General features: G+C 70.0%; 13 protein-coding genes. 6 read left to right on the top strand and 7 right to left on the bottom strand.

Annotated features, from left to right (window positions below; all coding sequences use genetic code 11):
* Nucleotides 1-10: 10 nt before the first annotated feature.
* The 3 genes from ACGFRF_RS40190 to ACGFRF_RS40200 form a co-directional block, all read right to left on the bottom strand.
* Entirely contained in the window at nt 11-1,234 is a 1,224-nt protein-coding gene (locus ACGFRF_RS40190) for a 2-oxo acid dehydrogenase subunit E2 (RefSeq protein WP_393748855.1), read from the bottom strand.
* A 100-nt stretch (nt 1,235-1,334) separates the two neighbouring features.
* Complete coding sequence (gene aceE / locus ACGFRF_RS40195) at nt 1,335-4,022, bottom strand: pyruvate dehydrogenase (acetyl-transferring), homodimeric type (RefSeq protein WP_393748856.1); 2,688 nt, start codon at nt 4,020-4,022, stop codon at nt 1,335-1,337.
* Nucleotides 4,023-4,133: 111 nt separating this feature from the next.
* Nucleotides 4,134-4,874 carry an SDR family oxidoreductase gene (locus tag ACGFRF_RS40200; RefSeq protein WP_393748857.1) on the bottom strand — a complete coding sequence of 247 codons (741 nt, stop codon included), beginning with the start codon at nt 4,872-4,874 and terminating at the stop codon, nt 4,134-4,136.
* Between the two features lie 280 nt (nt 4,875-5,154).
* Between ACGFRF_RS40200 and ACGFRF_RS40205 the strand changes: the two genes are divergently transcribed.
* Nucleotides 5,155-5,622 (top strand): cupin domain-containing protein, encoded by a 468-nt coding sequence (locus tag ACGFRF_RS40205; protein ID WP_393748858.1) that lies wholly within the window; start codon nt 5,155-5,157, stop codon nt 5,620-5,622.
* A 158-nt stretch (nt 5,623-5,780) separates the two neighbouring features.
* On the opposite strand, the gene ACGFRF_RS40210 is transcribed toward ACGFRF_RS40205, so the two are convergent.
* The 4 genes from ACGFRF_RS40210 to ACGFRF_RS40225 form a co-directional block, all read right to left on the bottom strand.
* A complete protein-coding gene (locus ACGFRF_RS40210) occupies nt 5,781-6,275 on the bottom strand; it encodes a cupin domain-containing protein (RefSeq protein ID WP_393748860.1) in 495 nt (164 codons plus the stop codon).
* 124 nt (nt 6,276-6,399) lie between these two features.
* On the bottom strand, nt 6,400-7,935 hold the full coding sequence (locus ACGFRF_RS40215; RefSeq protein ID WP_393748862.1) for an MFS transporter: 1,536 nt from the start codon (nt 7,933-7,935) through the stop codon (nt 6,400-6,402).
* Nucleotides 7,932-8,897, bottom strand: a complete 966-nt coding sequence (locus ACGFRF_RS40220; RefSeq protein ID WP_393748864.1) for an alpha/beta fold hydrolase — start codon at nt 8,895-8,897, stop codon at nt 7,932-7,934. Before ACGFRF_RS40220 ends, ACGFRF_RS40215 begins: the two co-directional genes overlap by 4 nt.
* 206 nt (nt 8,898-9,103) lie before the next feature.
* On the bottom strand, nt 9,104-9,574 hold the full coding sequence (locus ACGFRF_RS40225; RefSeq protein WP_393748866.1) for a carboxymuconolactone decarboxylase family protein: 471 nt from the start codon (nt 9,572-9,574) through the stop codon (nt 9,104-9,106).
* A 310-nt stretch (nt 9,575-9,884) separates the two neighbouring features.
* Between ACGFRF_RS40225 and ACGFRF_RS40230 the strand changes: the two genes are divergently transcribed.
* The 5 genes from ACGFRF_RS40230 to ACGFRF_RS40250 all read left to right on the top strand — a co-directional run bounded on the left by ACGFRF_RS40230 (nt 9,885) and on the right by ACGFRF_RS40250 (nt 16,435).
* On the top strand, nt 9,885-10,673 hold the full coding sequence (locus ACGFRF_RS40230; RefSeq protein ID WP_393748868.1) for a DUF427 domain-containing protein: 789 nt from the start codon (nt 9,885-9,887) through the stop codon (nt 10,671-10,673).
* A gap of 167 nt (nt 10,674-10,840) precedes the next feature.
* Complete coding sequence (locus tag ACGFRF_RS40235; RefSeq protein WP_393748870.1) at nt 10,841-11,791, top strand: alpha/beta hydrolase; 951 nt, start codon at nt 10,841-10,843, stop codon at nt 11,789-11,791.
* Nucleotides 11,792-11,983: 192 nt separating this feature from the next.
* On the top strand, nt 11,984-12,703 hold the full coding sequence (locus tag ACGFRF_RS40240; protein ID WP_393748872.1) for an alpha/beta fold hydrolase: 720 nt from the start codon (nt 11,984-11,986) through the stop codon (nt 12,701-12,703).
* Between the two features lie 327 nt (nt 12,704-13,030).
* Nucleotides 13,031-13,372, top strand: coding sequence for a hypothetical protein (locus ACGFRF_RS40245; RefSeq protein ID WP_393748874.1), 342 nt, complete (start codon nt 13,031-13,033; stop codon nt 13,370-13,372).
* Nucleotides 13,373-13,663: 291 nt separating this feature from the next.
* The gene (locus ACGFRF_RS40250) at nt 13,664-16,435 is read left to right on the top strand and encodes an ATP-binding protein (RefSeq protein ID WP_393748875.1); all 2,772 of its coding nucleotides are present in this window, start codon (nt 13,664-13,666) and stop codon (nt 16,433-16,435) included.
* Nucleotides 16,436-16,567 lie beyond the last annotated feature (132 nt).

Below are 16,567 nucleotides of genomic sequence, written 5' to 3' on the forward strand. Positions count from 1 at the left end.
CCGGCACGTCTCACGACGCGGCGTCGGGGTACAGGTCGTCCTCGAACGCCGCGGACTCCAGGATCTCCCTGACCGTGGTCAGGTAGCGAGCCGCATCCGCCCCGTCCACCAGCCGGTGGTCGTACGACAACGACAGGTGCACCAGGTCCCGGATGCCGATGACCTCCTCGCCACCGCTGCGCACGATACCGGGCCTCCTGACCGTGGCGCCCACGCCCAGGGTCGCGGCCTGGTCCGGCGGCACGATGACGGTGTCGAACAGGGCACCGCGCGAACCGGTGTCGGAGATCGTGAAGGTCGCGCCCGACACGTCGTCGGGGGTGAGGTGGCCCCCGCGGGCCCGGTCGGCCAGGCCGTGGACGGCCCGGGCGATCCCGGCGACGGTCAGGTCGCCGGCGGCCTTGACGACCGGGGTCATCAGACCGTTCTCCGTGTCGACCGCGATGCCGACGTTCTCGGTGTCGAAGTAGGTGATGGTCCCGTCGGCCTCGTTGATCCTGGCGTTGACGACCGGATGCGCCTTCAACGCCTGGGCGGCGGCCTTGACGAAGAAGGGCATCGGGGACAGCTCGAGACCCTCGCGGGCCAGGAAACCGTCCTTCGCCCGATTTCGCAGCCGCATCAACCGGGTGATGTCCGCCTCGACCGTGCTGGTCAGTTGCGCCTGCTCCAGCAGAGCCTTCTTCAGGTTGTCCCCGAGGGCTTTGCGGATGCGGCTCATGCGGACCGTCCGACCGCGCAGCGCGGATGCCTCCGCCGCCACGGTTGCCGGAACGGGGGGTGCGGGTGCGGATGACACCGGCGCGGCAGGCGTCGACACGGGTGTTGCCGGCGTGGGTGTCGGTGCCGGGGCGGCGGGTACGGGGGGAACCGGCGCAGTCGGTGCCGGTGCCGGTGCCGGTGCCGGTGCCGGTGCGGGTGCGGGTGCGGGTGCCGGCGTCGGCGCGGCCCGAGGGGCCTCGGCCGGGGGTGCGGGTGTGGCCGCCGGGACAGTGTCCGGCGTACCGATGACGGCGAGTCTGGCGCCGACCTCGGCCGTCTCGTCCTCGGCAACGGCAATCTCCAGCAGAACGCCGGCGGCGGGGGAGGGGATCTCGGTGTCGACCTTGTCGGTGGAGACCTCCAGCAGGGGCTCGTCGGCCTCGACGCGTTCGCCGACCTGTTTCAGCCAACGGGTCACAGTGCCGTCGGTGACGGACTCGCCGAGGGCCGGCAGGGTCACGGAAACCGTCATGATGTCGTTCAGCTCCTCACGGATCGGCAGGGCGCGAGCGCCCTGCCGACCTGTCGTCCATGGCCTGCGTCATGCGGGGCAGTTCGCACGTCCGTGCCGCTCACCGGTCGAGGCCGTAGCGCGCGCGGGCCTGCGCGACGGTCGCCAGGGGGACCTGCCCTGCCCGGGCCAGCCGGTCCAGTGCGGTCACCACGATCGACTCGGCGTCCACCTGGAAGTAGCGGCGCACGTCCTCACGGGTGTCGGACAGACCGAAACCGTCGGTGCCCAGGGAGTAGTAGTCCTGCTCGACCCACTGGCTGATCTGGTCGGGTACCTGCCGCATCCAGTCGCTGACGGCCAGCACCGGCCCCGGCGCACCGGCCAGTGCCCGGGTGACGAACGGGGTGCGCTCCTCACCGCGCATCCGGACGTCGTCGGCGCGCATCGCGTCGCGGCGCAGCTCCGTCCAGGACGTCACCGACCACACGTCGGCGTGCACGTTCCAGTCGGACACGAGGAGTTCCTGCGCGCGCAGAGCCCAGTGAATGGCCGTACCGGAAGACAGCAACTGGAGCCGGGGTCCGGCCGCGGCGGGTTCGGCGGGCCGGAACCGGTAGATGCCCCGGACGATGCCCTCCTCGATACCCGGCACCGCCGGCATGGCGGGCTGGTGCTTCGGCTCGTTGTACACGGTGAGGTAGTAGAAGACGTCCTCCGGCTGCTCGCCGTACATCCGGCGCAGGCCGTCCCGGACGATCACCGCGATCTCGAAGGCGAAAGCCGGGTCGTAACTGATCGCCGCCGGATTGGTGGAGGCCAGCAGGTGCGAGTGCCCGTCCCCGTGCTGCAGTCCCTCACCGGTCATGGTCGTGCGCCCGGCGGTGCCGCCGACGACGAAGCCGCGGCCCATCTGGTCGCCGAGCGCCCAGAACTGGTCGCCGGTGCGCTGGAACCCGAACATGGCGTAGAAGATGTAGAACGGGATCATCGGCTCGCCATGCGTGGCGTACGAGGTCGCCGCGGCGGCGAACTCGGCCACGGAACCGGCCTCCGTGATGCCCTCGATGAGCAGCTGCCCGGTCTTGCTCTCCTTGTAGTAGAGCAACTGGTCCGCGTCGACCGGATCGTAGTTCTGTCCCAGCGGCGAGTAGATGCCGGCCGTGGGGAACATCGACTCCATGCCGAAGGTACGGGCCTCGTCGGGGATGATCGGCACCCAGCGCGCCCCGCTCCGCTCGTCGCGCATCAGATCCTTGACCAGCCGGACCAGCGCCATCGTGGTGGCGACCTCCTGGTGCCCGAAACCCTTCTCCAACGCCTCGAAGGGCTTGGCGGGCGGCTCCGGCAGCGGCTTGGCGATCACCCGCCGAAGCGGGGCCGGACCGCCCAGCGCGGCCCGGCGCTCGCGCAGGTACCGCACCTCGGGCGAGTTCTCCCCCGGGTGCCAGTACGGGACCTGGTCACCGGCGAGCGCGCTGTCGGGAATGGGAAGCTCCAGCAGGTCACGCATCTCCCGGAACTGACCCATCGTCAGCTTCTTCATCTGGTGGTTGGCGTTGCGGGACTCGAACGCCGAACCCAGGGTGTGGCCTTTGACCGTCTGGGCGAGGACCACCGTCGGCGCGCCTCGGTGCTCGACCGCGGCCCGGTAGGCGGCGTACACCTTCAACGGCTCGTGTCCACCGCGGGAGTTCTCGAACAGCTCGACCACCTGCGCGTCGCTCAGGGAGGCGGAGAGGGCGGACAGGGCGTCACCGGTGAAGAAGTTCCCGCGTATGTAGGCGGCGTCCCGCGCGGCCAGCGTCTGCATCTGCGCGTCGGGCACCTCGCCCAGGCGCCGCACCAGGTCGCCGGTGGTGTCCTGGCCGAGCAGCGGGTCCCAGGCCTCGCCCCACAGGGTCTTGACCACGTTCCAGCCCGCGCCGCGGAACCGTGCCTCCAGCTCCTGGACGATCTTCGTGTTCGACCGTACCGGCCCGTCCAGGCGCTGCAGGTTGCAGTTGATGACGAACGTCAGGTTGTCCAGACCCTCGCGGGACGCCAGCGCCAGGGCGGCCATCGACTCAGGCTCGTCCATCTCCCCGTCGCCCAGGAACGCCCACACCCGCGAGGCGGAGGTGTCCTTGATGCCGCGGGCGTGCAGATAGCGGTTGAAGCGGGCCTGGTAGACGGCGCCGAGCGGGCCCAGCCCCATGGACACCGTCGGGAACTCCCACAGCCACGGCAGCCGCCGCGGGTGCGGGTAGGACGGCAGCCCGTGACCGCCCGCCTCCCGCCGGAAGGCGTCCAGTTGCTCCCTGCTCAGCCGCCCTTCGAGGAACACCCGGGCGTAGATGCCGGGGGAGGCGTGCCCCTGGAGGAACAGTTGGTCGCCCGAGCCGTCACCGTCCTTGCCCCGGAAGAAGTGGTTGAACCCGATCTCGTAGAGCCAGGCCGCGGACGCGTAGGTGGAGATGTGGCCGCCCAGTCCCAGATGCGAACCTCGGGTGACCATCGCCGCGGCGTTCCACCGGTTGAGCGCGGTGATCCTGGACTCCATCTCCAGGTCACCGTCGAACTCCGGCTGCGCGGCGGACGGAACGGTGTTGATGTAGTCCGAGGACAGCAGCCCCGGCAGGGGCGTCCCGGACTTCGCGGCGAACTCGTGCACCCGCCGCATCAGGTACACCGCCCGCTCCGGCCCGGCGTTCCGCACGACAGCATCGACAGACGCCTGCCATTCTGCGGTCTCCTCGCGGTCACGGTCGGGTAGCTGGTCGAGCTCACTGATCACGGAGGTCTCAGTGGGCCGGGACGGATCACTCATGGCAGCCTTCCTGTCACGGCATGGGTGTCGGCGACGCCGGGCGGACACAGTGGGTGCCGCAGGGCGGTCGGTGGGGAATCACGGGCGACGACGTGTCGCCGCCCGGTGGGCTCAGCGGCTCTTGAGCCACTGGGCGAACGTGTGGTGGCCCAGATGGGCGTCCGCCCCGGGAAGGAGGGCCCGCTCCTCGAGCACCGCGCCGAAGAACGGGGCCCGCGCGTCGGCGATCACCCGGCCGGGCCGGCCCAGGGAGGTCAACAGCTCGGCGGTGACGTCCTCCAGCCGGAGCTCTTCGGCCCCAGCGGCCTCGAGCACCCCGAACCGCGGCAGGCCCACCGCGACATGGGCGACCGCCGCGGCGACGTCGTCCGTCGAGACCGGCCGCAGCAGCAGCGGTGGCACGTGCACACCGTCGGGCCGGGTGCCGGCCGTCGCAGCGGCCTCCACGGACTCGTAGAACGGTGTGGCGCGCACCAGGGAGTACGGAACGGTGGCGCGCCGCACCAGGTTCTCCTGCGCCGCCTTGGCCCGGAAGTAGCCCGACCCGACCCGGTCGGCACCCACCACCGACAGCGCCACGTAGTGCTCGACGCCCGCGGCGGCGGCGGCCTTGAGGAGGTTGCCCGTCGCGGTGGTGAAGAACTCCGTGCTGACCTCCTGCTCCCGTGAGGGTGCGTCGGTGACGTCCACGACCACCTCGGCGGCGCGCAGCGCCCGGTCGAGGCCCTGTCCGGTGCTGACGTCGACCCCCTCTGCGCGGGAGACCGGCACGACCTCCACACCGTGGTCCCGGAGCCTGGCGACGGTCCTGGAACCGATCAGACCGGTGGCACCTGCAACGACGACTCTCATCTGGATCTCTTCCGTCGGGGGGCCGATGACCCCGCTGGGTATCCGTCGAAGACGGTGGCGGACGCCGGCGTGCCACCGTGCTCACCACACCTAGACAGGACGAGTCCGACTGTTGTGACACCGTGCCCCGCTCCCGCGTCCCGCCCACCATCACCCCTTGTCACAGATCCGCCGGGCACCCGGTCAGGAGTATCGAAGCGGTCTTCAGACCGGACACGACCACGTGCACGGCGGACCAGGTGCCGCCCGGACACGGTGGAACCACGGAAGGTGCGACTCAATGTCGGAGAACTCACAGCACGCCCACCACGGCCACCACGGGCACGGTCACGGAACCGGCGGTGAGGACGGTCCGAGCTGGACCCGAGCGGCGAAGCTGCTCCAGGACGCCTCGCCCGTCACCATTCCCGAGGGTGCCTCGGCGATGACCATCCACGTCCAGTGGGAGCCCGGTGACCCCGGCACCCCGCCGCACCGCCACTCCGGCCCGGCGTTCGGCTATGTCATCAAGGGTGCGGTCCGCTTCGAACTCGAGGGCGAGCCCGAGCGCATCATCGAGGCCGGCGGCACCTTCTGGGAGCCGGGCGGCGACGCCATCCACTACCAGGACGGCAACGCCCTGGCCGATGAGCGGACCGAGTTCGTCGTCACCATGATGTGCGCACCCGGCAAGCCCATGCTCGAACTGGTCGACGAGGAGGAGCTGAAGGAGCGCGCCCACCTGCGCGCCCCGCGGCCCACCGCCTGACCCCCGTAGGGTCGGACGCCGTCCGCTGCCCGATGGCGGCGGACGGCGGCATACCCGCGCTCACCGGCCGGGAGACAGCGACAGGCGGGGCCCCGCTCCAGTGACACCGGCTACCGCCGGGATGTCACGGGCGCGGGGCCCCGCCTGTTCGGTGGCTCCTACTCCACGAAGTACGAGTCGTGCTTGTCGAAGAACGCGGCACGCTCCTCCTCCGAGGCGTGCGCCAGGTGCGACACCTGCTCGAAGTACTCCTCGCGCGGGGCGCCCGGGGTGAACAGGAGGAGCATGTCGGCCGGGGCGTCGGAGTCGTTCCGGAAGGCGTGCAGCCCGCCCTGGGGCACGTGCAGGAAGTCCCCCTTGCGCGCGTCGACCCACTGCATGCCGTCGAACACGCGCACGGTGCCGTCCAGGATGTAGAACGATTCCGAGATCCGCTTGTGGAAATGCGTCTTGGGGCCGCCCGCCCTGGGCCGCATCTCCACCCGGTACAGCCCGAACTCACCCCGTGTGGTGCCGGTGGTCGCCAGATAGTGTGTGGCGTCCTTCCCGGCGCCGCTCTCACCGATGTTCGGCGGTGTGGTGGCCGGTCGGAAGACGGCGCTGACCTCACCGTCCTCTCCCCAGTACTTCTGCTCCGGGTACGGGTACGACATATCTGAATCCTTTCCTGCGGGGGGGCGCGCGATGACGCGCCGACGCGAACCGCTGAACAGCGGTGCTCTCTACAACGAGACCGGTGGGCATCCGTCGGTGTGACAGAGGAGCCCCGGCCGGGTGTCATTCGACGGCTTGGTGATGGGTGAAGCGGGACACCAGCGGCGGCTCCATCAGCCAGCCGTGTGTCCGCCCGTGCAGCGGACGAGAAGCCGCGGCGGTCTGCCGCAGCGTGCCGAAGGCCACCGACGCACCGATGGCCAGCAGGCCCGCGCACAGCGGCATGGCCCGGCTGAACGACGTGTCGAAGGCGGCGTCCGACCGGTAGGCGTCCGGTCCCATCCCGACCAGCAGCGGCAGCGCGGCCACGGACACCAGCCCGGCCGCCCGGGCCGCGGCGTTGTTGATGCCGCTGGCCAGCCCGGCGTTCGAGGCATCCACCGAGGACAGCAAGATCACGGTCAGCGGAGCGACCATGATGACCATGCCGGCTCCCATCACCAGCAGAGCGGGGAGGACGTCGTGGAGGTAGGACGCGCCCGGACCGACCCGCAGCATCATCAGCATGCCCCCTGCGCACACCAGCGGGCCGACGGTGAGCGGGGTCCGCGGCCCCAGCCGCTGGGCGAGCATCCCGGAGTGGGAGGAGAACAGCAGCATCAGTGCTGTGTTGGGCAGCATGGCCGCACCGGCTGCCAGTGCCGAGTACCCGACCACGATCTGCAGCTGCAGAGCGGTCAGGAAGAAGAATCCGCCCGTGCCCGCGTAGACGCACAGGGTGATCAGGTTGACGGCGGTGAACTGCCGGGACGAGAAGATCGACAACGGCATCATCGGGTCGCTGCCGCGCCGCTCCACGCGGAGGAACGCGGCACCCGTCACGACGCTGCCGAGGGCCGCGGCGACGGCCGCCGGTCCGCCGTTCCGTGCCTCGGTCAGGGCATACGTGGCCAGGGCGAGCGCCAGAGCGCCCAGGACGGCACCGGGTATGTCGAAACCGAGTCGCCGTCGGCCGCCGGGGCCGGCCGTGACGACCACATCCTTGCGGGGCGTTCCCACGGACTCGGGGACATGACGCAGCGCGACGGGCACGCACAGCAGCGCCGGGAGGACGCTCAGCAAGAAGGTCCAGCGCCAGCCGGGGCCGTCCACCAGCCACCCGCCCAGGAACGGCCCGAGGGCCGCGCCGACACCGCCGAAGCCCGACCACAGGCCGATCGCGCGCGGCCGGTCGTCCGGGTGGAAGGAGGCCTCGATGATCGCCAGTGAGCCCGGGGTGAGCAGAGCACCGCCGACGCCCTGCAGTGCTCGGGCGGCGATCAGCGTGTCGGTGTCCGGAGCCAGACCGCACAGCAGGGAAGCCACCGCGAACCACACGATGCCCAGGACGAAGACGCGGCGCCGCCCGAAACGGTCGCCCAGCGACCCGCCCAGCAGGATCAGTCCCGCCAGGGTCAGCATGTAGGCGTTCACCGTCCACTGGAGCACGGCGAGGTCTGCGCCGAAGTCGTCACCGATGTGCGGCAGTGCGACGTTGGTGACGGTCGAGCCGAGCAGTACGACGCCGGACCCCAGAACGGTGGCCAGCAGGGTCCACCGTCCTCGGGCACTGGCGATGCGGAGGGAGGCGGGGCTGTCCGGAGTGTGGGGGTGATTCATGTCGTGTCCTGGCGTCGTCCGGCGAAGTGGCCTCGGACGGCGTTCTCCTGCCGCAGGACGCGCACGTCACGTACGGCCGCCGCGAACGCCTCGGGGCTCTCCTGCGGAAGATTGTGGCCGGCGCCCGCCACCTTGCGGTGGAGCCGGGGGCCGGTGAAGTGACGGGCGGTCGAGTAACCGTCCGTGGCCGGGAAGTTGCCGTCGGCCAGGCCGTCGAGGGTGACGGTGGGAACCGTGATCGCGGGCAGCTCGGCGAGACGTGCCTCGAGGTCGGCGTACGCCTCGGCACCCGGCGCGAAACCGAGCCGGTGCCGGTACGAATGGAGCACGACGTCGGTGTAGTCGGGATTGGCGAAGGCCTTCGCGGCCCGCCCCAGATCGTCCTCGCTGAACGGCCACTTGGGGGAGTTCCGCTTCCAGATGACCCGCGCGACCCCTCGGGGATCGGCGGACAGACCGGCCCGCCCCCGCTCGGTGAGGAAGTAGTAGAAGTACCAGAAGCCCGCCTCCAGTTCGGGTGCGACGGGTGTCGTCGCCGCGCCGATGTCCTGGATGAGGTAGCTGTTGACCGAGACCAGGCCCAGAACGCGCTCGGGCCACAGGGCCGCGGCGACGTTGGCGGCGCGGCCGCCCCAGTCGTATCCGGCGAGGTAGGCCCGCTCCACGCCCAGGGCGTCCATGAAGGCGACGACGTCGGCGCCCAGGGCGGCCTGCTGACCCGAGCGCGGAGTCGATTCGGACAGGAACGTGGTGGGCCCATGGCCCCGCAGATAGGGGACGACGACCCGGAACCCGCTGTCCGCGAGCAACGGGGCCACGTCCACGTAGCTGTGGATGTCGTAGGGGAAACCGTGCAGGAGCAGCACGGTGTCGTCCCCGGCGGAACCCGTCTCGTAATAGGCGACTTCCAGTACGTCGGTGTGGACACGTCGCAGAGGGGCGAGTGCGTGGCGTTCTGACATGGGGTCCTCTGGATTCCGTTGCCCGTGGGGGTAGCCACAGTTCGCCGGGGACGCGGGGGTCACTCGGGTGACGGCGGGTCGCTCCGGTAGCCATGCGGCCGGGCGGACACCGATCGACCGGGTGGGGGCGGGGTCCGTCGCCTGGTCGAGGGTCGGGGCGACCAGGCGAGGGACGGTTCCCGTCCGGCCGAGCCGGAGCGGCTGACTCAGCCGAACATGCCGGGCTTGTAGCCGCCGGCGGGCTGCCGGTTGAGGACGTTGATGCGGTTGTAGGCGTTGATGACGGCGATCAGCGAGATCAGCGCGGCGAGTTGGTCCTCGTCGTAGTGCTTCGTGGCGTTCGCCCATGCCTCGTCCGACACGCCGCCCGCGCCGTCCGCGATGCGCGTGCCCTGCTCGGCCAGCTCGAGCGCCGCGCGCTCGGCGTCCGTGAAGACCGTGGCCTCGCGCCACGCGGCCACCAGGTTCAGACGCTGCTGTTCCTCACCCGCGGCGATGGCGTCCTTGGTGTGCATGTCGGTGCAGAAGCCGCAGCCGTTGATCTGGCTGGCACGGATCTTCACCAGCTCCTGAGTGGCGACCGGGAGAGCCGCGTGCATCGCCGCGCCGGCCGAGTTCAGGTGCTTCATGACCTTGCCGGCAAGGGCGTTGCCGAAGTAGTTGATACGCGCGTCCATGACGGATCTCCTGAGGTGTGGAACAGTTACAGCTGACTGACCGGGAGCCCCCTGGATCTGTGACATCGTCGGTCGTCGATTCCCCTCCCGCCGGACCGGGCCGCGGTCCGGATCGGTGCACCACGCCGATCTGGAACACCGTGTGACGACACCTTGTGGTCGCACCCAGCCTTCCGAGGACCGCCGCCGGGCACAGCCGATAGCATCGAACGAGTAGGTGAGGGCCGTCGGCCCGAGTGAGCGCGGTCGTCCTGAGCCCGCAGACACCGGGTACAGCGAGCGCACCATCAGCGAATTCAAGGTGATCACCATGGCAACCGAAAGTGTCCTGCACCCCAGCCTCATCGTCCCGATCGGGCACGTCGAGCCCGTACCGCGCCGCATCCGCGGAATGATCGGCGGCCGTGTCGTCTTCGATACCCGCCGCGCGCTGTACGTGTGGGAATGGCAGGCGTACCCCCAGTTCAGCATCCCGGTCGAGGACCTGGTGGACGGCGTGCTCCACGACGACAAGCACACGGAGCAACTCGGTGCCGGCCCCGCGCACCGTCACACCTTGCAGGTCGGATCAGAGGTCCGTGCGGGGGCGGCGTGGGTCTGGGGAGAGGGCGCCCCGGGGCCCCTGCACGACACCGTGCGCTTCGAGTGGGAGGCGCTGGACTCCTGGTTCGAGGAGGACGAGCCGGTCTTCGTCCATCCCCGGAGCCCCTACTCCCGCGTGGACGCCCTGCGTTCCAGCAGCAGCGTCCGAGTCGAGTTGGACGGTGTCGTGCTGGCGGACGCCCCCACCTGCGTGAAGCTGTTCGAGACCGGCCTACCGACCCGCTACTACCTCGACCGCACGAACATCGACTGGAGCAGGCTGCGGCACTCCGACACGGTGACCCGATGTCCCTACAAGGGGACGACGAGCAGCTACTGGTCGTTCGACAGCGACACCGCCTCCCACGAGGACATCGCCTGGATGTACGACATGCCGACCATCCACGCCAACCGCATCGCCGGGCTGACCGCGTTCTACAACGAACATGTCGATCTGTATGTCGACGGCTTCCTGCTGCCGAGGCCCACCGATCCCACCCAGGTGGCCTCTGACTAGCAACGCCGGAGCAGCGGGCTCGGCCTGGCGCAGGATCCGCTCGAGAAATGCCGTGGCCGGTGAGCGATTTCCGAGCAGTTCTCCCCGGCGCGTCACACATCGGCTCCCGGCCCGGTCTCATGAGGTGGAAAGCCTTCCGTAATCCACCACCTCTCAAGGAGCATGCCGTGAGTGACACCATTCTCGAGCCCGCCGCGCAGGAATTCGCCGACGCGGCCGCCAAGCCGCCGCTGCTGTACGAACTCGGTGTCGAGGGCGCCCGTAAGCTGCTCGACGATGTCCAGTCCGGGCCGGTCGAGAAGCTCGACGTGGACGAGAAGTGGATCACCGTCCCCGCCCAGGTCGGCGACGTGAGGGTACGCATCATCAAGCCCGTCGGCAGCACCGGGGTCCTGCCTGTGATCCTTTACGTGCACGGCGGCGGCTGGATCCTCGGCAACGCCGGCACCCACGACCGTCTGGTGCGTGAACTGGCCGTGGGCGCGGAGGCGGCCCTGGTCTTCGTCGAGTACGACCGCTCCCCGGAGGCGAAGTACCCCGTCGCCATCGAGCAGGCGTACGCCACCGCCCAGTGGGTCACCACCAAGGGCGCCGAAGAAGGTCTGGACGGCTCCCGCATGGTCGTCGCCGGTGACTCCGTCGGCGGCAACATGACCGCCGCCCTCACTCACATGGCCAAGCGGCGCGGCGACGTGACCTTCCTGCACCAGTCGCTGTACTACCCCGTCACCGACGCGGGGCAGGACACCGGGAGCTACCGGACCTTCGCCCACGGCCCGCACCTGACGGCGAAGGCCATGGAGTGGTTCTGGGACGCCTACACCACCGACCCGGCCGAGCGGGACCAGATCACGGCCTCCCCGCTGCGCGCGACCCTGGAGGACCTTCAGGGGCTGCCGCCGGCGTTCGTCGTGGTCGACGAGAACGACGTACTGCGCGACGAGGGCGAGGCGTACGCCCGCAAGCTGATCCAGGCCGGCGTGGCGACCACCAGCATCCGCTACAACGCCACCCTGCACGACTTCATGATGCTGAACCCGGTTCGCGGAACTCAGGCCTCGACCGCGGCGATCGAGCAGGCCGTCCACGTCCTGCGCAAGGCCCTGGGAACCGACTGACCCCCTCTCGCGGCAATTCCGGGGAGAGTTCCAGGCATATCGGCAGTGACGCGCGGACGGGAATTCGTGATGTCCGGCGGCCACCGGAATGCGGTCCGTCCGTCGATGCCGAGAATCGGAACCCCTGCGCTTCAGTACGGTCGTACGCCCGATGACGCGCGTATTTCACTGGCAAATTGAAAGGCCACTCTCATGAGTGCACAGAAGCCGACCATCGTCCTCGTCCACGGCGCGTTCGCGGACTCTTCCAGTTGGAACGGCGTCATCGACGAGCTCCAGTCCCACGGCTACTCGGTGATGGCCGCGAGCAATCCGCTGCGCGGACTGGCCGGAGACAGCGCGTACGTCAGACAACTCGTGGCCTCCATCGACGGCCCTGTGGTCCTGGCCGGCCACTCCTACGGTGGCTCGGTCATCAGCAATGCCGCGACGGGACTCGAGAACGTCAAGGCGCTCGTCTTCGTCGCGGCCTTCCTGCCGGACGAAGGCGAGAGCGCGATCACCTTGTCCGGCAAGTTCCCGGGCAGCACCCTCGGGGAGGCGCTCCACCCGGTGCCGGTCACACTGGCCGACGGTAGCCAGGTGGCAGATCTCTACATCGAGAAGAGCAAGTTCCACCAGCAGTTCGCCGCCGACGTCCCGGAAGGGACCGCGGCGATCATGGCCGCCACCCAGCGACCCGTGGCCGATGCCGCGCTGGCGGAGGGTGCCTCCGCCCCGGCGTGGAAGAACATCCCGTCGTGGGTCCTCGTGGCCACCGAGGACCGGAACATCCCGGCGCAGGTGCAGACCTTCATGGCCGAGCGCGCGAAGGCCACCGCGGTGAGCGTTCCCGCCTCCCACGCGGTCAGCGTCGCGCGTCCCGGTGACGTCGCGCGCCTGATCGACGAGGCGGCGCAGGCGACCGGCTGAGCGGTCTGCGCACCGGGCCGTCGGGTGGCCGATCGAATGCGCGGTCGGCCGCCCGCAGGCGCGGCGAAGGCACGTGCCGACGGCCGTCGCCCGCCGGGTGCCCGGCAATTTCCTCTTCGGCGCCTGATTGCTCCAGGCACCGTTCATCACCCGAGGACCCCGTCGGCCCGTAGTACCGAAATCCGGCGCACACTGTCACACGTGGCCGGTACCTCAGGTCCCACTTATGGGTAAACCGACGCGAAGTGCGCGGTGCACGAGTCATCGCGCGACCCCGCAGCCCGGTCCGGGTTCCGAGCGCCGGGCCACCGACTCTGGGAGCGCATCATGAACACGGAGAAACAGGCCGCTCGTGGGCTGGTCGACATAGAGGCCTATCTGTACCGGGAGGCTCATCTCAGTGCTGCTCGCCGGCGTGTGGCCGCCTTCACCGCACAGACGGACGGGCTGACCCATGAGCAGAAGAGGGATATCGAGCTGTGGTATCTCGAGGAGCAGAAGCACGTGGCCCGCATGGTGACGAAGCACATCGCCGACAGCGTCGGCGCAGCCGAGGCGGCGCACCACATCCGGTTCGGGCGATGGCTGCGAGGGACCCTGATCGCCATGGCCCTGATCACCGTGGTGACGTTCGTGTGCACGGCAGTCCTCGTGGGATCGGTGGCCTGATCCACCGACGCGTCACCGGGTTTGCCGCGCACGTCCTCGCAGCGGCTTCCGGCCACCGCGCCCTGGCCGGTGCGCGAGTGCCGAACGGTGTCGCTGCTGCTCGTTCCGCACAGTCGCATCGCCCCTCGGCGAGCCCTGCCGACGTCAGGGCCACGAGCGGGGCGAAACAGAGGATGACGGAACGGGAACGGACAGGAGCGGATCGCGCCCGCCGTGAAACGAAGAGCGGCGAGTTTGAGACAGGCGCGCGGACGTTGAATGCCGGGGTATCGTGGCGGCGGGGAGGCTGCCATGGCGAGGGACGGAGCACGGATCGGGCTCATCGGACGCCGGCAGGAGTGCCAGGTTCTCGATGACCTCCTCGCCCGGGCCAGGGCGGGGCGAAGCGGGGTCATGGTGGTGCGTGGTGAGGCGGGGATCGGGAAGACCGAGCTGCTGAACCACCTGCTCGACCGGGCTACCGGATGCCGCGTCGTCAGGGCGGCCGGCGTGCAGTCCGAGATGGAGCTCTCCTACGCCGGGTTGCATCAGCTCTGCGCTCCGCTGCTGTCCCATCTCGATGATCTTCCCGAACCGCAGCGCAACGCACTGCGCACAGCGTTCGGGATGCAGGTCGGAGCTGCGCCCGACCGGTTTCTGGTCGGCCTGGCCACCCTGAGCCTGCTCGCCGGGGCCGTCGGCGACGAGCCGCTGCTCTGCCTGGTCGACGACGCGCAGTGGCTGGACCGGGTGTCGGCCCAGACTCTGGAGTTCGTCGCTCGCCGGCTGCTCGCCGAATCCGTTCTGCTCGTCCTGGCCGTCCGCGAGTCCGGCTCCCGCGAGATCCTCGCCGACTTGCCGGAGCTCGTGGTGCGTGGATTGAACGAGCACGAATCCCGCAGACTCCTCGACTCCGTCGTCACCGGCCCGCTCGATCAGCGTGTGCGGGACCGCATCGTCGCCGAGACCCGCGGCAATCCGCTGGCCCTGCTGGAGCTGCCGCGAGGCCTGACCGCCGTCGACATGGCCGGAGGACTCGCCGGGCCCGAGGCCCGGCCGCTGTCCAGCCAGATCGAGGCGGGCTTCCTGCGCCGGATCCAGTCGCTTCCGGTGGAGGCGCAACAATTGCTGCTCATCGCCGCCACCGAGCCGGTCGGTGACGTGGCCCTGCTGCGACAGGCTGCCGAGCGCCTGGGAATCTCCGTGGACACCGCCGTGACCCACGCCGAGGCGTCCGGTCTGATGACGCTCGGCACCTGGGTGCGCTTCCGCCATCCGCTGGTCCGGTCCGCGGCGTATCGCGCCGTCGGCTTCGAGGAGCGGCGGCGCGTGCACAGAGCTCTGGCCGACTCGATCGACGCGAGGCTCTATCCCGAACGCCGCGTATGGCACCTGGCGAGCGCGACGATGGGACCGGACGAGGCCGTGGCCGCCGAACTGGAGGGATCCGCCGGGCGGGCGCAGGCGCGCGGCGGAATCGCGGCGGCGGCGGCCTTCCTGCACCGAGCCACCGAACTGACCCCGGATCCCGTACGCCGCGGAGCCAGGGCCTTGGCCGCGGCGCAGGCCAAATACCAGGCGGGAGCCTTCGACGCTGCGCGGGAACTGGTCGATGCGGCGGAACTGAGCCACCTCGACGAGGTCGAAGCCGGACAGGCGACCCTGCTGCGGGGACAGATCACGTCTGCGGCCAAGAGTGCCGGCGCCGGACTGCCGCTGTTGCTCGAAGCGGCCAAGCGGCTCCAGCCGTTCGACTCCGACCTTGCCGGTCAGACCTACCGGGACGCGATCTACGCGGCCCTGACCGCGGGCCGGCTGGCCACGGGCGGGGTCCGCGACGTCGCCGAGGCGGTGCTGAGCGCGCCGGGCCACGTCGACACCGCGAGCCGCGAGGGACTCCTCCTGACCGGTCTCGCCCGGGTGATCACCGAGGATTACTCCGTGGGCGCCCCGATCCTCATGAAGGCCGTGGCCGCGTTCCGCACGGAAGAGCTCTCACAGGAGGACGGTCTGGGGTGGCTTCCGCTCGTGTGCCGCATGGCACACAGCACCTGGGACTTCGCCGCCTGGTCCGAGCTCTCGGCACGGTTGGTCGACCTCGCCCGCGGCAATGGAGCGCTCGCCGTGCTCCCCTCGGCCCTCCTTCTGCGCCTGTCCAACCGGGTGTTCGCCGGCGACCTCCGCGGCGCCGATTCCCTTGCCGTGGAAGCGAACGCGATCGGTGAGGCCACGGGCAGCAGCTTCTTCGCGCACTACGGAGCACTCGTCGTGGAGCCCTTCAAGGGACGGGAGTCCACGACCCGGCAGGCCATCGAGGCCGTCACGCACGACCGTCTCCTGCGGGGTGAGGGCAAGGTGACAACGGCAACCCAGTGGGCGGAGGCGGTCCTCTACAACGGCCTCGGCCGATACGAGGAGGCTTACGCCTGCGCCGAGCGTGGATGCGAGAACCCGCAGGAACTCGGACTGTCCCTCCAGTCCCGGGTGGAACTCGTCGAAGCGGCCGTACGACTGGGGCGTACCGCGCGTGCGGCCGAGGCTGTGCGGACGATCGAGGAGATGGCCCAGGTCAGCGGGACCGCCTGGGCGCTCGGCATATCCGCCGCCACTCGTGCCCTGGTGAGCGAGGGGCAGGCCGCCGACGGCCTGCACCGGGAAGCGATCGAGCAACTCGACACGGCGGAGGCCCGGATGGACAGCGCCCGGGCGCGGCTTCGCTACGGTGAGTGGCTTCGCCTGGAACAGCGACGGGCGGAGGCCCGTTCCCGGCTGAGCGAGGCACACGAGATGCTCAGCGAAGCCGGGGCCGAGGCATTCGCGGAGCGCGCGCGACGGGAGCTGCAGGCCGCGGGGGTGAAGGTTCGCAAACCTGCCACGGCGACGCCGGTGGTTCTCACCGCGAAAGAAGTCGAGATCGCGCGACTTGCCCAGGGAGGGTTCACCAACCCGGAGATCGGCGCCCGGCTGTTTCTCAGCCCTCACACGGTCGAATGGCATCTGCGCAAGGTGTTCGCGAAGCTGGGAATCTCCTCCCGCAAGGAGATCGACTCGACGCAACTCGAAGGCATGGCGGCCACGCCCTGACCCGCCCGCGTTCCGGTCGGGCCCGGCCACCGTAGGGCGACTAGCGCGTGTCTCTTTGGTCGGTAAGTCAGTTGATCGGATATGCCTGTCCGATTAGTGATCACTGATGCGATGTGGGACCGGATCGAGCCG

This window comes from Streptomyces sp. NPDC048521, from assembly GCF_043199855.1.
Classification (GTDB): domain Bacteria; phylum Actinomycetota; class Actinomycetes; order Streptomycetales; family Streptomycetaceae; genus Streptomyces.

What these genes read in the sequence shown, in the direction of transcription:
- ACGFRF_RS40190 (WP_393748855.1), bottom strand. Translation starts at nt 1,234, where the DNA reads ATGACGGTTTCCGTGACCCTGCCGGCCCTCGGCGAGTCCGTCACCGAC.
- aceE (WP_393748856.1), bottom strand. Translation starts at nt 4,022, where the DNA reads ATGAGTGATCCGTCCCGGCCCACTGAGACCTCCGTGATCAGTGAGCTC.
- ACGFRF_RS40200 (WP_393748857.1), bottom strand. Translation starts at nt 4,874, where the DNA reads ATGAGAGTCGTCGTTGCAGGTGCCACCGGTCTGATCGGTTCCAGGACC.
- ACGFRF_RS40205 (WP_393748858.1), top strand. Translation starts at nt 5,155, where the DNA reads ATGTCGGAGAACTCACAGCACGCCCACCACGGCCACCACGGGCACGGT.
- ACGFRF_RS40210 (WP_393748860.1), bottom strand. Translation starts at nt 6,275, where the DNA reads ATGTCGTACCCGTACCCGGAGCAGAAGTACTGGGGAGAGGACGGTGAG.
- ACGFRF_RS40215 (WP_393748862.1), bottom strand. Translation starts at nt 7,935, where the DNA reads ATGAATCACCCCCACACTCCGGACAGCCCCGCCTCCCTCCGCATCGCC.
- ACGFRF_RS40220 (WP_393748864.1), bottom strand. Translation starts at nt 8,897, where the DNA reads ATGTCAGAACGCCACGCACTCGCCCCTCTGCGACGTGTCCACACCGAC.
- ACGFRF_RS40225 (WP_393748866.1), bottom strand. Translation starts at nt 9,574, where the DNA reads ATGGACGCGCGTATCAACTACTTCGGCAACGCCCTTGCCGGCAAGGTC.
- ACGFRF_RS40230 (WP_393748868.1), top strand. Translation starts at nt 9,885, where the DNA reads ATGGCAACCGAAAGTGTCCTGCACCCCAGCCTCATCGTCCCGATCGGG.
- ACGFRF_RS40240 (WP_393748872.1), top strand. Translation starts at nt 11,984, where the DNA reads ATGAGTGCACAGAAGCCGACCATCGTCCTCGTCCACGGCGCGTTCGCG.
- ACGFRF_RS40245 (WP_393748874.1), top strand. Translation starts at nt 13,031, where the DNA reads ATGAACACGGAGAAACAGGCCGCTCGTGGGCTGGTCGACATAGAGGCC.
- ACGFRF_RS40250 (WP_393748875.1), top strand. Translation starts at nt 13,664, where the DNA reads ATGGCGAGGGACGGAGCACGGATCGGGCTCATCGGACGCCGGCAGGAG.